Raw genomic sequence first — 13,646 nt, 5'->3', positions numbered from 1 at the left:
CGGCGGCGGTGAGCGCGCCCGGTACGGCGGCGAGCCGTTCACCGACGACGATCACCGCGCCTTGCTCGCGGAGCGCTTCGGCGGCCCGCTGCCCGTCGGCGTCCAGGCCGACCCCGCCCGCGATGGCGTCCAGCCACTCGGTCTCGGTGCCGGGTGCGGCGGGCAGCAGCGTGCCGCCCGCCTTCGCCAGTCCGCGGGTGGCGTGGGTGGCGAGGGAGAAGGTGCGCTGCCCGTGCTTGCGGTGCGCCTTGCGCAGCCGCAGGAAGACGCCGGGTGCCTCCTCCTCGGACTCGAATCCGGCGAGCAGGACCGCGGGGGCCTGCTCAAGGGAGGTGTTGGTGACACCGCTGCCGTCGAGATCACGGCCGCGGCCGGCGACCCGGGCGGCCAGGAAGTCGGCCTCCTCGGCGGAGTGCACGCGGGCGCGGAAGTCGACGTCGTTGGTGTCGAGGGCGACGCGCGCGAACTTGGCGTAGGCGTACGCGTCCTCGACGGTGAGGCGGCCACCGGTCAGCACACCGGCCCGGCCGCGCGCCGCCGCCAGGCCGTTCGCGGCCCGCTCCAGCGCCTCGGGCCAGCTCGCCGGTTCCAGGACGCCGTCGTCGTTCCGTACCAGCGGGGTGGTGAGCCGGTCGGGGCGCTGGGCGTAGCGGAAGCCGAAGCGGCCCTTGTCGCAGAGCCACTCCTCGTTGACCTCGGGGTCGTTGGCGGCGAGCCGCCGCATGACCTTGCCGCGCCGGTGGTCGGTGCGGGTCGCGCAGCCGCCCGCGCAGTGTTCGCACACCGAGGGCGACGACACCAGGTCGAAGGGGCGGGAGCGGAACCGGTAGGCCGCCGAGGTCAGTGCGCCGACCGGGCAGATCTGGATGGTGTTGCCGGAGAAGTACGACTCGAACGGGTCGCCCTCGCCGATGCCGACCTGCTGGAGCGCGCCGCGCTCGATCAGGTCGATCATCGGGTCGCCGGCGATCTGGTTGGAGAAGCGGGTGCAGCGGGCGCAGAGCACGCACCGCTCGCGGTCGAGGAGCACCTGGGTGGAGATCGGTACGGGCTTCTCGAAGGTCCGCTTCTTGCCGTCGAACCGGGAGTCCGCGTTGCCGTGCGACATCGCCTGGTTCTGCAGGGGGCACTCGCCGCCCTTGTCGCAGACCGGGCAGTCCAGCGGGTGGTTGATGAGCAGCAGCTCCATCACACCGTGCTGGGCCTTCTCGGCGACCGGTGAGGTGAGGTGCGACTTGACGACCATGCCGTCGGTGCAGGTGATGGTGCAGGAGGCCATCGGCTTGCGCTGGCCCTCGACCTCGACGATGCACTGGCGGCAGGCGCCCGCCGGGTCGAGGAGCGGGTGGTCGCAGAAGCGCGGGATCTCGATGCCGAGCTGTTCGGCGGCGCGGATGACCAGGGTCCCCTTGGGGACGGAGATCGCAATGCCGTCGATGGTCAGCGACACCAGGTCCTCGGGCGGCACTGCTGCCTCGCCGCCCCCGGAGGGAGCACTGTCTGTCGTCACTGTCATGCGTTCACCTCCGAGGTGTGGCGGGGCTCGTCGGCCCAGACGGTCGACAGTTCCGGGTCGAGCGGGCAGCCCTTGCCGGTGATGTGCTGCTCGTACTCCTCGCGGAAGTACTTGAGCGAGGAGAAGATCGGCGAAGCGGCGCCGTCGCCGAGCGCGCAGAACGACTTGCCGTTGACGTTGTCGGCGATGTCGTTGATCTTGTCGAGGTCGGCCATCTCGCCCTTCCCGGCCTCGATGTCGCGGAGCAACTGGACGAGCCAGTAGGTCCCTTCGCGGCAGGGCGTGCACTTGCCGCAGGACTCGTGCGCGTAGAACTCGGTCCACCGGGTGACGGCCCGCACCACGCAGGTCGTCTCGTCGAAGCACTGGAGTGCCTTGGTGCCGAGCATCGACCCGGCGGCGCCCACCCCCTCGTAGTCCAGCGGGACGTCGAGGTGCTCGTCGGTGAACATCGGGGTCGAGGAGCCGCCCGGTGTCCAGAACTTGAGCCGGTGGCCGTGCCTGATCCCGCCGCTCATGTCGAGCAGCTGGCGCAGGGTGATGCCGAGCGGGGCCTCGTACTGTCCGGGGCTGGTGACGTGCCCGCTGAGCGAATACAGCGTGAACCCGGCGGACTTCTCGGTGCCCATCGACTTGAACCAGTCCTTGCCCCGGTTCAGGATCGCGGGAACCGACGCGATGGACTCGACGTTGTTCACCACAGTGGGACATGCGTAGAGCCCGGCGACAGCGGGGAAGGGAGGCCGGAGCCTGGGCTGGCCGCGGCGGCCCTCCAGGGAGTCGAGGAGTGCGGTCTCCTCACCACAGATGTACGCGCCCGCCCCCGCGTGCACGGTGACGTCGAGGTCGATTCCGCTGCCGAGGATGTCCTTGCCGAGGTAGCCCGCCTCGTACGCCTCACGGACGGCTTCGTGCAGCCGCCGCAGTACGGGGACGACTTCGCCGCGCAGATAGATGAAGGCGTGCGACGACCTGATCGCGTAGCAGGCGATCACGATGCCTTCGATGAGGGAGTGCGGGTTGGCGAAGAGGAGCGGGATGTCCTTGCAGGTCCCGGGCTCCGACTCGTCGGCGTTGACGACCAGGTAGTGCGGCTTGCCGTCGCCCTGCGGGATGAACTGCCACTTCATCCCGGTGGGGAAGCCCGCGCCGCCACGGCCGCGCAGGCCCGAGTCCTTGACGTAGGCGATGAGGTCGTCGGGCGCCATGGCGAGGGCCTTCTTCAGCCCCTCGTACCCGTCGTGCCGTTTGTACGTCTCCAGGGTCCAGGACTCCGGCTGGTCCCAGAAGGCCGAGAGGACCGGGGTGAGCAGCTTCTCGGGGCTGGTCTCGCCGTCGCCCTCGCCGTTTCCGCTGCCGTTGAGCTCGGTTGCCACGCTCATCACTCCCCCTCCTCGGTCACGGGGCCTGCCGGGTGCTCCGGGTCGGACGCCGAGGTCTTCTGTGGTGCGTCGTGCGAGCTGAGGTGCTCGGAGCCGGGCTGGGGAGGGGCCTTCGGGGAGCCGCCGCGCGGGGAGACCACGCGCGGCTGCGGTGCCTCGCCCTTCGCGAGCCGCAGGCCCACCAGCGACGCGTGTCCCGCGCCGCCGGTCGACTCGACCGCTCCGTCCCGGGCGTCGGGGAAGCCGGCCAGGATCCGGGAGGTCTCCTGGTAGGTGCAGAGCGGCGCGCCCCTGGTCGGGGTGACCTGCTGTCCGTCGCGGAGGTCGTCGACGAGCCGCTTCGCGGACTCGACGGTCTGGTTGTCGAAGAACTCCCAGTTGACCATCAGGACCGGTGCGAAGTCGCAGGCCGCGTTGCACTCGATGTGCTCCAGCGTGACCTTGCCGTCCTCGGTGGTCTCGCCGTCGCCGACGTCGAGGTGCTCGCGCAGCGCCGAGTAGATGGCGTCGCCGCCCATCACCGCGCAGAGCGTGTTGGTGCAGACGCCCACCTGGTAGTCGCCGCTCGGCTTGCGCCGGTACATCGAGTAGAAGGTGGAGACCGCGGTGACCTCGGCGGTGGTGAGGTCCAGTGCCTCGGCGCAGAACCGGACGCCGGTACGGGTGACGTACCCCTCCTCCGCCTGCACCAGGTGCAGCAGCGGCAGCAGTGCCGACCTGCTGCCCGGGTAGCGGGCGATGATCTCCTTGGCGTCCGCGTCGAGCCTGGCGCGTACGTCGGCCGGGTAATCGGGGGCGGGGAGCTGGGGCATGCCCAGACTCGTCGGGGCGGCCGGTGCCGCCGGAGCCGCCGAATGCGCTTCCGTCATCGGTCGACGCCTCCCATCACGGGGTCGATGGACGCGACGGCCACGATGACGTCGGCGACCTGGCCGCCCTCGCACATCGCCGCCATCGCCTGGAGATTGGTGAAGGACGGGTCGCGGAAGTGGACCCGGTAGGGGCGGGTGCCGCCGTCCGAGACCATGTGGACGCCCAGTTCGCCCTTGGGCGACTCGACAGCGGTGTACGCCTGTCCGGCCGGGACCCGGAAGCCCTCGGTCACCAGCTTGAAGTGGTGGATCAGGGCCTCCATGGAGGTGCCCATGATGTTCTTGATGTGGTCGAGCGAGTTGCCGAGTCCGTCCGGGCCGAGCGCGAGCTGCGCGGGCCAGGCGATCTTCTTGTCGGCGACCATGACCGGGCCCGGCTCCAGCCGGTCCAGGCACTGCTCGACGATCCGCAGCGACTGGCGCATCTCTTCGAGGCGGACCAGGAAGCGGCCGTACGAGTCGCAGGTGTCCGCGGTCGGCACGTCGAACTCGTAGTTCTCGTAGCCGCAGTACGGGTCGGACTTGCGCAGGTCGTGCGGGAGGCCGGCGGCGCGCAGGATCGGCCCGGTCGCACCGAGCGCCATGCAGCCGGCCAGGTCGAGATAGCCGACGTCCTGCATACGCGCCTTGAAGATCGGGTTGCCGGTGGCGAGCTTGTCGTACTCCGGCAGGTTCTTGCGCATCGTCTTGAGGAACTCGCGCAGCTGGTCCACGGTGCCGGGCGGCAGGTCCTGGGCCAGCCCGCCGGGCCGGACGAACGCGTGGTTCATCCGCAGCCCGGTGATCAGCTCGAAGATGTCGAGGACGAGTTCACGGTCCCGGAAGCCGTAGATCATGATCGTCGTCGCGCCCAGCTCCATACCGCCGGTGGCGATGGCCACCAGGTGCGAGGAGAGCCGGTTGAGCTCCATCAGCAGGACCCGGATGACCGAGGCGCGGTCGGGAATCTGCTCCTCGATGCCGAGCAGCTTCTCGACGCCGAGGCAGTACGCCGTCTCGTTGAAGAACGGCGTCAGATAGTCCATGCGCGTGACGAAGGTGGTGCCCTGCGTCCAGGTCCGGTATTCGAGGTTCTTCTCGATACCGGTGTGCAGATAGCCGATGCCGCAGCGGGCCTCGGTGACGGTCTCGCCGTCGATCTCCAGGATGAGCCGGAGCACACCGTGGGTGGACGGGTGCTGCGGCCCCATGTTGACGACGATGCGCTCGTCGTCGGCCTTGGCCGCGGACTGGACGACCTCGTCCCAGTCGCCGCCGGTGACTGTATATACAGTCCCCTCGGTCGTCTCGCGGGCCGATGCGGCCGAGGCGCGGGGAGCTTCGCTGGAAGTGGTCATCAGGTGTACGACCTCCGCTGGTCCGGAGCAGGAATCTGGGCGCCCTTGTACTCGATGGCGATCCCGCCCAGGGGGTAGTCCTTGCGCTGCGGGAAGCCCTGCCAGTCGTCCGGCATCATGATCCGGGTGAGGGCGGGGTGGCCGTCGAATTCCAGGCCGAAGAAGTCGTAGACCTCGCGCTCGTGCCAGTCGTTCGTCGGGTAGACGGTGACCAGCGACGGGATGTGCGGGTCCGCGTCCGGCGCGCTGACCTCCAGGCGGATCAGCCGGCCGTGGGTGACCGAGCGCAGGTGGTAAACCGCGTGCAGTTCGCGGCCCTTGTCGCCGGGGAAGTGCACGGCGCTGACGCCGGTGCACAGCTCGAAGCGCAGGGCCGGGTCGTCGCGCAGCGTCCGCGCCACGGTCACCAGGTGCTCGCGGTCGATGTGGAAGGTGAGTTCGTCCCGGTCGACGACCGTCTTCTCGATGGCGTTCTCCGGGACGAGCCCCAGCTCCTCCAGGGCGCCCTCCAGCTCGTCGGCGACCTCGTCGAACCAGCCGCCGTAGGGGCGGTTGGTGGCGCCGGGCAGGGCCACCGTCCGTACGAGACCGCCGTATCCGCTGGTGTCGCCGCCGTTGCGGGCGCCGAACATCCCCTTGCGTACGCCGATGACCTCACCGGCTTCGTCGCGCGGGGCGGGCGCCGCGCCGTTCTGCTCGCGCTGCTCTTCGTCGCCGCTCACCGCAGCAGCCCCTTCATCTCGATCGTCGGGAGCGCCTTGAGGGCCGCCTCCTCCGCCTCGCGGGCCGCTTCCTCCTGGTTGACCCCGAGCTTGGTGCCCTGGATCTTCTGGTGAAGCTTGAGGATGGCGTCCATCAGCATCTCGGGACGCGGTGGGCAACCGGGCAAATAGATATCAACCGGGACGATATGATCTACACCCTGAACAATTGCGTAATTATTGAACATACCGCCTGAAGACGCACAAACCCCCATGGAAATAACCCACTTGGGGTTGGGCATCTGGTCGTAGACCTGCCGCAGGACGGGCGCCATCTTCTGGCTCACCCGCCCTGCCACGATCATCAGGTCCGCCTGCCGCGGCGAACCGCGGAAGACCTCCATGCCGAACCGCGCGAGGTCGTAGCGGCCCGCACCTGTCGTCATCATCTCGATGGCGCAACAGGCGAGGCCGAAGGTGGCCGGGAAGACGGAGGACTTCCGCACCCAGCCGGCGGCCTGTTCGACGGTGGTCAGCAGAAATCCGCTCGGCAGCTTCTCTTCGAGTCCCATGGTGTGCTCCTCAGCCCCTCAGTCCCATTCCAGACCGCCGCGCCGCCACACATACGCGTAGGCGACGAAGACGGTGAGCACGAAGAGCAGCATCTCGACGAGCCCGAAAAGCCCCAGGGAGTCGAAGGTGACCGCCCAGGGGTAGAGGAAGACGATCTCGATGTCGAAGACGATGAAGAGCATCGCCGTCAGGTAGTACTTGATGGGGAAACGGCCGCCTCCGGCCGGCGTGGGTGTCGGTTCGATACCGCACTCGTACGCCTCGAGCTTCGCCCGGTTGTAGCGCTTGGGACCGGTAAACGTGGCCATGACCACGGAGAAGATCGCAAACCCTGCCCCGAGGGCGCCGAGCACGAGGATGGGCGCGTAGGCATTCACGCTCCTCGCTCCTTCCAGTCGTCCTTGACCGTTGGACCGCATCGGGCCGGCTCGTCCGCCTCGCTCCCCCGCCGTCCTGACGAAGATCGCGAATATGTGAAGCAGGTCACAAGCCCGACTGCCCCGCATCCTATGCCCGCCGGTCTGTGATCTGCGACACGGGGTACGACAACGCCTTTGTGATCTCCACCACCTGACGAAGGATCATCAAGTCGGATGACCGGTGATCTTCATACGTGAAGCGCCCGAGTGGTCACGAGACGTGACATCTCACTGAGTTACCGCTGGTCGAGAGCGTGCGCCACTATCAAGTGGTGGCCTCTACATGCAAATTGGCGATGGACACGGATGGGTGATATCGCCCTTCCGGCTCCGCAGGGAGCGGCCCCCGGCGGTCACGGGAGGCGCGTGCACGCGTTCACGAGCTCCCCCGGGAGCCATCCGGAACCCCTCCGGAAGTTCCCCCGGATGTTCCCCCGGGGCTCCGGGAAAGAGGGGGGCTCATGGCCGCGGTCGCGGACGCAGCACCGGCGCCCTCCGGTTCGCGGCACTCATGTGACCTGCCTCACCAGGGTCGGGTACCGGAGAAACAGGGCTTGGCCAACCTCGTGAACGGATGGTAGGCGTCGGGCAATTCGGGCGTATTGCAGAAAGCCCATGATCACGCCCTTGATCGCGGGTGCCCGTATTGCCCGTTTCGGCGTCAATAAAGGCCGCAGGCAACCGGAATGAACTGTTCCAGTCGTAACTGTGGCGCAACACACGTTTGTTGAAGCCACCCCGGAATGCCTGATAGCGGTAGTGCTCATGTCCCACACCGCTCACATACCCAGCCACCGGAAGCCCCGCCGCAGCAGCGCAGCCAAGACCGCGCTCCGCGCCGGAGTTGCCGGTGGCGTTCTCAGCACCATCGCAGTGGCGGGTGCAGCTGGTTCGGCGAACGCGGCCGAGCCGGTGAACGAGAGCACCATCCAGATGCCCACCCTCAGCGCGGCCCAGGTCGCCGACGTCACGGAGCAGGTCGCCGCCGACCTGCAGCAGCAGGCCCAGCAGGACACCGCGGCCCAGGACGCCGCCAAGGCGGCCAAGAAGGCCCACGCGGAGGCCGTGCACAAGGCGGAGGCCAAGAAGAAGGCCGAAGCGAAGGCCAAGGCCGAGGCCAAGGCGAAGGCTGACGCCGCCGAAGCCGCGCGCGCCTCGCGTTCGACCTCCCGTACGGCCCTGCACGCCGTCACCACCGCCGCGAGCACGTCCTCCAGCTCCTCGGTGGGCTCCGGCTCCGTCGCGTCCATCGTGAGCTTCGTGAAGTCCCACATCGGTGACGCGTACGTCATGGGCGGCACCGGCTCCAGCTCCTGGGACTGCTCGGGTCTGGTCCAGGCCGCGTACAAGAACGTGGGTGTCGACCTCCCCCGCGTCTCCCAGGGCCAGTCGACCGCGGGCACCCAGGTCTCGCTGAGCAACCTGCAGCCCGGCGACATCCTCTACTGGGGCAGCGCGGGCAGCGCGTACCACGTGGCCATCTACGTCGGCGGCGGCCAGTTCGTCGGCGCGCAGAACCCGAGCACCGGTGTGGTCGAGCGCCCGCTGGACTACGACCAGCCGACCGGCGCGGTCCGCGTCCTCTGAGCGAAGCCCCCTCTGTTCCACAGCACTTCTGATCAACCGCGCATGTGATCAACCGCGCCCGGCCGCCCCGGCCGCGCGTGCAGCTCCGGCCGAAGGGCCGCCACTCCCCCGCTCGGGGGTGGCGGCCCTTCGTCGTGGGCGGCGGAGCGGTCCCGTCGTTTCGCTGCCCGGCGCGGCCGGGGCGCGGGCATACGCTGCTGGGCCGGAGCAGATGGTGGCCACCAGACAGCGGTTCAGCCGGAGGTAGCGATGCGTCAGACCAATCTCACCGGGGAATCGGCCGGCTACGTCAGTGCCCGCGAGGAGCTGCGGCAGGCCGAGATCGAGCTGATGCGCCACCGCGAGCGCGTCGCCGCCCTGCGCCGTGCGCTGCCGCCGGGCCCTGTCGTCGACGACTACGTCTTCCAGGAGGGCCCGGCCGATCTGCGGGCGGGCGACGCCCCGGAGCGGACCGTGCGCCTGGGTGAACTGTTCACCGGGCCCGGGCGGGACCTGATCGTCTACCACCTGATGTACGGCAAGAAGCAGACCGAGCCGTGCCCGATGTGCACGATGTGGATCGACGGGTTCGACGCGGTGGCCCAGCACGTAGCGCGGAACGCCGATCTCGTGATCGTCGCCGCGGCCGGCCTGCCCGCGCTCCGCGCGCACGCACGGGACCGGAACTGGACGAATCTGCGTCTGCTCAGCGCCGGGTCGAGCACGTTCAAGTACGACCTGGGCAGCGAGGACGCCGAGGGCGTCCAGGACTCGACGGTGTCGGTGTTCACCCGCGACGACGACGGGCAGGTACGCCACGTCTACTCGGCCCACCCACGGATGGCCGACGACATCGACCAGCGGGGCATCGACCTGCTCAGCCCGGTGTGGCACCTCCTCGACCTCACTCCCCGGGGCCGGGGCGACTGGTTCGCTGCGCTGCGGTACTAGGACAGCCGGCGCATCCGGCCCCCTGGGTCACGCCCCGTTGATGCGGGCGGTGATGCGGTCCAACAGGGGCACGCAGTCGCGCAGTTGACCCCGCTCGTCGCCGTCGAGTGCCTCGTGGATGGCGGTGTTGAGCCAGGTGGCGCGCCGGGTGCGCTCCTGCTGGAGGCGGGTGCGCCCGGTGTCGGTGAGGTGCAGCAGGAGCTTGCGCCCGTCGTCGGCGTGCGGTTCGGCGCGCACCGAACCGCCGGCGATGAGTTCCTTGACGGACTTGGCGGCGGACTGATGCGTCACTCCGCGCCGGTGCGCGAGGTCGGCCGTGGTCTGCGGGCCGCTCCGGTCGAGATGGCCGAGGACGGCGGCCTCTCCCGGGGGCATGGCGTCAACGGTCCGCACGGCGCGGACCAGTTCCCCGATCGCCCGTCGCAGGTCTTCGGCCAGCGCGTCGTCTTCCATGGCCCCACCCTAGCGGAAACCATACAACCAATCTGTACAACTTGGTTGTATGGTTTTGGGGATGCCTGAGGAGGCCCGTATGCAGCTCACCAAGTTCGGCCACGCCTGCGTCCGTATCGAGAAGGACGGCCGCCGCCTGACCGTCGACCCCGGGGGTCTGACCGGACCGGAAGCACTCGACGGCGTCGACGCCGTCCTGGTCACCCACGAACACTTCGACCACTTCTCCGAGGAGGTGCTCCGCAGGGCCGCCAGGGACAATCCCGCCCTGCGCATCTGGGCCAACACCGCGGTCGCCGAGCGGCTGGACGGCCTCGGCGGGAGAGTCACCGCCGTCGGAGAGGGAGCGGCGTTCACGGCGGCCGGCTTCGACGTGGCCGTACTCGGCACCTGGCATGCGGTCATCCACCCGGACATCCCGCGCGTCGGCAACGTCGGATTCCTCATCGACGAGGCGCTCTTCCACCCCGGAGACGCCCTCACCGTGCCGGAGACCGCCGTCGACACCCTGCTGCTGCCCGTCCACGGCCCGTGGTCCACCACCGGGCAACTGATCGACTACGTACGCGAGGTGGGCCCGCGGCAGGTCTGCGCCATCCATGACGGCGCCCTCAACGACGTCGGCACCGCCATGGTCGGCGGCTTCCTGGGCGCCAACGGCCCCGGTGCCGTCGCCCGCTACCACCAGCTGCCCGTCGGCGCGTCCCTGGCGACGGGCCCGGAGTCCACCGGCTGACCGCCGGCGGGACATCGCCTGCGCTTCTCCCACTGACAGGGATTCCGCCGTGTCCTCCGCCCGTACCCGCCGCATACTGTCGCGGCCCGTCCGTCCGTACGCCGAGAGGAGCCAGCGATGCCGTCACCGTCCGCCGCACCGTCGAGCCCGAGCCTTGCCGAGCGTGTTGCCCGGCTGGAGGCCCGGCAGGAGATCGAAGAGCTGAAGTACCGCTATCTGCGCGCTTGCGACCACAAGGGCCCCGAGGAGTTCCGGGCCTGCTTCGTGCGTGAGGGCGCCGACATCGATTACGGGGAACTGGGCGCCTTCGCCACCGTCGATGAGCTCGTCACCCTCTTCAGCCGGATCGCGCTGGCCCGCGGCAGCGCGGGCCACATCGTCCTGGACATGCACCACGGCCTGCACCCGCAGATCACCTTCCGCTCCCCCACCGAGGCCACCGGCCGCTGGACGCTGCGCTTCCGGCAGCTCAACCTCGCCGACGAGACCGAGCGGGTGATGTGCGGTGAGTACGACGACCGTTACGTCGTCGAGGACGGCGCATGGCGTCTGGCCAAGCACCACTTCCGCACCCTGTGGTCACTGAGCCGCCCCCTGCCCCAGGGGTACGCCGTCGACCAGGGAGGGCTCCAGTGACAGAGACCCCCACCCGCGTCGCACTGGTCACCGGCACCGGCCGGGGCGTCGGCCGGGGCATCGCCACCGCTCTCGGCGCGCACGGCTGGACCGTGTACGTCACCGGCCGGGGCGAGCCGGGCCCCGGCAGCCCGCAGGCCGAGACCGCCCGCCGGGTCACAGCGGCCGGCGGCGAGGGCGTCGGCCTGCGCTGCGACCACCGCGACGACTCACAGATCGAGGCGCTGATCGCGCGGATCACCGGTGAGCGAGGCCGGCTCGACCTGCTGGTCAACAACGTATGGGCGGCGCCCGACGGTATGGGCGGGTTCGACGAGCCGTTCTGGACCCGGCCCGTCTCCGACTGGGAACCGCTGGTCGGCATCGGGCTGCGCGCCCACTATGTCGCCTCGGTGCACGCGGCCCGGCACATGGTGGCCCGCGGCAGCGGTCTGATCGTCAACATCTCCTCGTTCGGCGCCCGGGCCCCGCTGCACTCGGTGCTCTACGGCATCTCCAAGGCGGGTCTGGACAAGATGGCCGCCGACATGGCGCACGAACTGCGCGCGGCGGGGGTGTCGGCACTCTCCCTCTGGCCCGGCCTGGTGCGTACGGACGGGCTGGTGGAGGCCGGAGTGACGGAGGTGGCCGGGTTCCGCCTGGCGGACGCCGAGTCACCCGAGCTCGTCGGTTCCGTCGTCGCCCGCCTGGCGGACGACAGCCGGCTGCCGGAGCGCAGCGGGCACACCCATGTCGTCGCCGAACTCGCCGAGGAGTACGGAGTGACCGAGCCCGACGGCCGTCGCGCCACCTCCCACCGTGCGGCCTTCGGCGGTGGCCCGCTGTACTGAACCGGCGCCCGGCCGTGGCGTGTTGTGCTCCTGTCGTTCACGGGGCCGCTTCGAGCGTGAACCACACGGACGTGGACCCGGGCACGGGGTCGCCGCTGGCTCCGGTTCCCCAGCGGGCCGCGAGGGCTTCCACCAGGACCAGGCCGCGGCCGTGTTCGCCGCAGGGGATGTGATCCCGCGCCAGGGCAGCGACACGGGGTCGTCGTCCGTCACGTACACCGCCACGTGTTTCGGAGGCAGTCGGTGCTCGACAGGGAAGATCCGCCCGAATTCGGAGCCATCGTGCACGAAGCGGCGCTGCGCATGCGGGTGGGTGGGCGCAAAGTCGCCCGCGAACAGTTGCAGCACCTCGCGGAGGCGACGGAGCGGCCGAACGTGACCGTGCAGGTGATCCCGTTCGCCATCGACCGGTTCATCGACATCACCCAGACCGTGCTGTACGCAGGCGGGGTGGTCCCGCAACTGGACACGGTGCACATCGACACCCCGATCCGCGGGCTCTGCCTGGACGCCGCTGCGGATGTCCACAGATACCGACTGCAACTCGACGTCGCGAGGCAAGCCTCACTGGAGCCGGCGGAGTCACGCGGCTTCATTCACCACATCGCACGGGACATGTGAGAATCCGCAGCATGGACGCAGCAATTGAGCGGCAGGAGTCACCCTTCTCCAACGGCCAGGAACAGTGTGTCGAGATCGCCGAGCACGACGGCGAGATCCTGATGCGCGAGAGCGACGACCCGAGCGCGGTCACCGCCAGCTGAGGAGAGTGCGAGACCATGGACCGTACGTACGACATCGTCCTCGTCGGTGCGACCGGCTTCGTCGGGGCCCTGACCGCCGACTACCTGGCCCGCCACGTCCCCGACGGGTGCCGCTGGGCGCTGGCCGGGCGGAATGCCGAGAGCCTGCGCGCACTGCGGAACCGGCTCGCGGAGAGCGTCCCGTCGGCCGCCGACGTGCCCCTGCTCCACGTCGACGTGCACGATCCCGCCACCGTGCGGGAAGCCGCCCGCTCCACCCGGGTCCTCGCCACGACCGTCGGCCCCTACGTCCAGCACGGCCTCGGTGCCGTCGCCGCCTGCGCCGACGCCGGAACCGACTACGTCGACCTCACGGGCGAGCCGGAGTTCGTCGACACCGCGTACGTCCGGCACCACGCCCGCGCGCTGGAGACCGGGGCCCGGCTGGTGCACGCCTGCGGGTTCGACTCCGTACCGCATGACCTCGGCGTCCAGTTCACCGTGGAGCAGTTGCCGGAGGGCGTACCGCTGCGCATCGACGGTTTCGTACGCACCAACGCCGCGCCGTCCGGCGGCACGCTCGCCTCCACCCTCACCGCGCTGTCCCGGGGGCGGCAGACGATCCGTGCGGCGCGCGAGCGCCGGCAGGTCGAGCCCTGGCCTTCGGACCGTCGTATCTCCACCCCGGTCGGGGCGAGGTTCGCCCCTGAGGTCGGCGCCTGGGCGCTTCCGCTGCCCACCATCGACCCCCAGGTGGTGTCGCGTTCGGCCGCCGCGCTCGACTCCTACGGCCCCGACTTCCGCTACCGCCACTTCGCGGCGGTCCGCCGGCTGCCGGTCGCCATCGGCGCGGTGGCGGGTGTGGCCGGGGTGGCGGCTGTCGCCCAGCTGCCGGCGGCCCGGCGCTGGATCTCCGGCCGGCTCGCGCCGG

At 69.9% G+C, this 13,646-nt stretch carries 16 protein-coding genes; 8 read left to right on the top strand and 8 right to left on the bottom strand.

The features are described 5' to 3' along the window. The 7 genes from G3I19_RS27670 to G3I19_RS27640 form a co-directional block, all read right to left on the bottom strand. The coding region (locus tag G3I19_RS27670) for an NADH-quinone oxidoreductase subunit G (RefSeq protein ID WP_164266442.1) at positions 1-1,516 on the bottom strand (1,516 nt) is incomplete at its 3' end. Continuing rightward, a complete protein-coding gene (gene nuoF, locus G3I19_RS27665) occupies positions 1,513-2,898 on the bottom strand; it encodes an NADH-quinone oxidoreductase subunit NuoF (RefSeq protein ID WP_164266441.1) in 1,386 nt (461 codons plus the stop codon). The genes nuoF and G3I19_RS27670, both read right to left, overlap by 4 nt. Beyond that, positions 2,898-3,710, bottom strand: a complete 813-nt coding sequence (nuoE, locus tag G3I19_RS27660) for an NADH-quinone oxidoreductase subunit NuoE (protein ID WP_164266443.1) — start codon at positions 3,708-3,710, stop codon at positions 2,898-2,900. Before nuoE ends, nuoF begins: the two co-directional genes overlap by 1 nt. Before the next feature lie 53 nt (positions 3,711-3,763). Then, entirely contained in the window at positions 3,764-5,107 is a 1,344-nt protein-coding gene (locus G3I19_RS27655) for an NADH-quinone oxidoreductase subunit D (RefSeq protein WP_164266440.1), read from the bottom strand. After that, positions 5,107-5,829, bottom strand: coding sequence for an NADH-quinone oxidoreductase subunit C (locus G3I19_RS27650; RefSeq protein WP_164266439.1), 723 nt, complete (start codon positions 5,827-5,829; stop codon positions 5,107-5,109). Before G3I19_RS27650 ends, G3I19_RS27655 begins: the two co-directional genes overlap by 1 nt. Beyond that, positions 5,826-6,380, bottom strand: coding sequence for an NADH-quinone oxidoreductase subunit B (locus G3I19_RS27645; protein ID WP_164266438.1), 555 nt, complete (start codon positions 6,378-6,380; stop codon positions 5,826-5,828). The genes G3I19_RS27650 and G3I19_RS27645 overlap by 4 nt, the downstream gene beginning before the upstream one ends. A gap of 18 nt (positions 6,381-6,398) precedes the next feature. Further along, on the bottom strand, positions 6,399-6,758 hold the full coding sequence (locus tag G3I19_RS27640) for an NADH-quinone oxidoreductase subunit A (protein WP_164266437.1): 360 nt from the start codon (positions 6,756-6,758) through the stop codon (positions 6,399-6,401). A gap of 807 nt (positions 6,759-7,565) precedes the next feature. Here G3I19_RS27640 and G3I19_RS27635 point away from each other — a divergent pair. Further along, positions 7,566-8,387: a C40 family peptidase gene (locus G3I19_RS27635; protein WP_164266436.1), complete on the top strand. Its 822-nt coding sequence runs from the start codon at positions 7,566-7,568 to the stop codon at positions 8,385-8,387. Between the two features lie 249 nt (positions 8,388-8,636). Then, positions 8,637-9,317 carry a DUF899 family protein gene (locus G3I19_RS27630; protein WP_164266435.1) on the top strand — a complete coding sequence of 227 codons (681 nt, stop codon included), beginning with the start codon at positions 8,637-8,639 and terminating at the stop codon, positions 9,315-9,317. Between the two features lie 27 nt (positions 9,318-9,344). On the opposite strand, the gene G3I19_RS27625 is transcribed toward G3I19_RS27630, so the two are convergent. Then, entirely contained in the window at positions 9,345-9,770 is a 426-nt protein-coding gene (locus G3I19_RS27625; protein WP_164266434.1) for a MarR family transcriptional regulator, read from the bottom strand. Positions 9,771-9,849: 79 nt separating this feature from the next. Between G3I19_RS27625 and G3I19_RS27620 the strand changes: the two genes are divergently transcribed. The 6 genes from G3I19_RS27620 to G3I19_RS27595 all read left to right on the top strand — a co-directional run. After that, complete coding sequence (locus G3I19_RS27620) at positions 9,850-10,506, top strand: MBL fold metallo-hydrolase (protein ID WP_164266433.1); 657 nt, start codon at positions 9,850-9,852, stop codon at positions 10,504-10,506. 117 nt (positions 10,507-10,623) lie between these two features. Continuing rightward, complete coding sequence (locus G3I19_RS27615) at positions 10,624-11,142, top strand: nuclear transport factor 2 family protein (protein ID WP_164266432.1); 519 nt, start codon at positions 10,624-10,626, stop codon at positions 11,140-11,142. Beyond that, positions 11,139-11,972: an SDR family NAD(P)-dependent oxidoreductase gene (locus G3I19_RS27610; protein ID WP_203600391.1), complete on the top strand. Its 834-nt coding sequence runs from the start codon at positions 11,139-11,141 to the stop codon at positions 11,970-11,972. The genes G3I19_RS27615 and G3I19_RS27610 overlap by 4 nt, the downstream gene beginning before the upstream one ends. A 225-nt stretch (positions 11,973-12,197) precedes the next feature. Continuing rightward, positions 12,198-12,593 carry a DUF5753 domain-containing protein gene (locus tag G3I19_RS27605; protein WP_343235225.1) on the top strand — a complete coding sequence of 132 codons (396 nt, stop codon included), beginning with the start codon at positions 12,198-12,200 and terminating at the stop codon, positions 12,591-12,593. Between the two features lie 11 nt (positions 12,594-12,604). Further along, positions 12,605-12,736, top strand: a complete 132-nt coding sequence (locus G3I19_RS27600) for a DUF397 domain-containing protein (RefSeq protein WP_164266429.1) — start codon at positions 12,605-12,607, stop codon at positions 12,734-12,736. Between the two features lie 15 nt (positions 12,737-12,751). Beyond that, a partial coding sequence (locus G3I19_RS27595; protein WP_164266428.1) for a saccharopine dehydrogenase NADP-binding domain-containing protein occupies positions 12,752-13,646 on the top strand: 895 nt, incomplete at its 3' end.

The sequence above is a fragment of the Streptomyces sp. SID10853 genome (assembly GCF_010548145.1).
Classification (GTDB): domain Bacteria; phylum Actinomycetota; class Actinomycetes; order Streptomycetales; family Streptomycetaceae; genus Streptomyces.
Note: the sequence above shows the minus strand (reverse complement) of the source record. Positions and strands in the feature narration are given on the sequence as shown.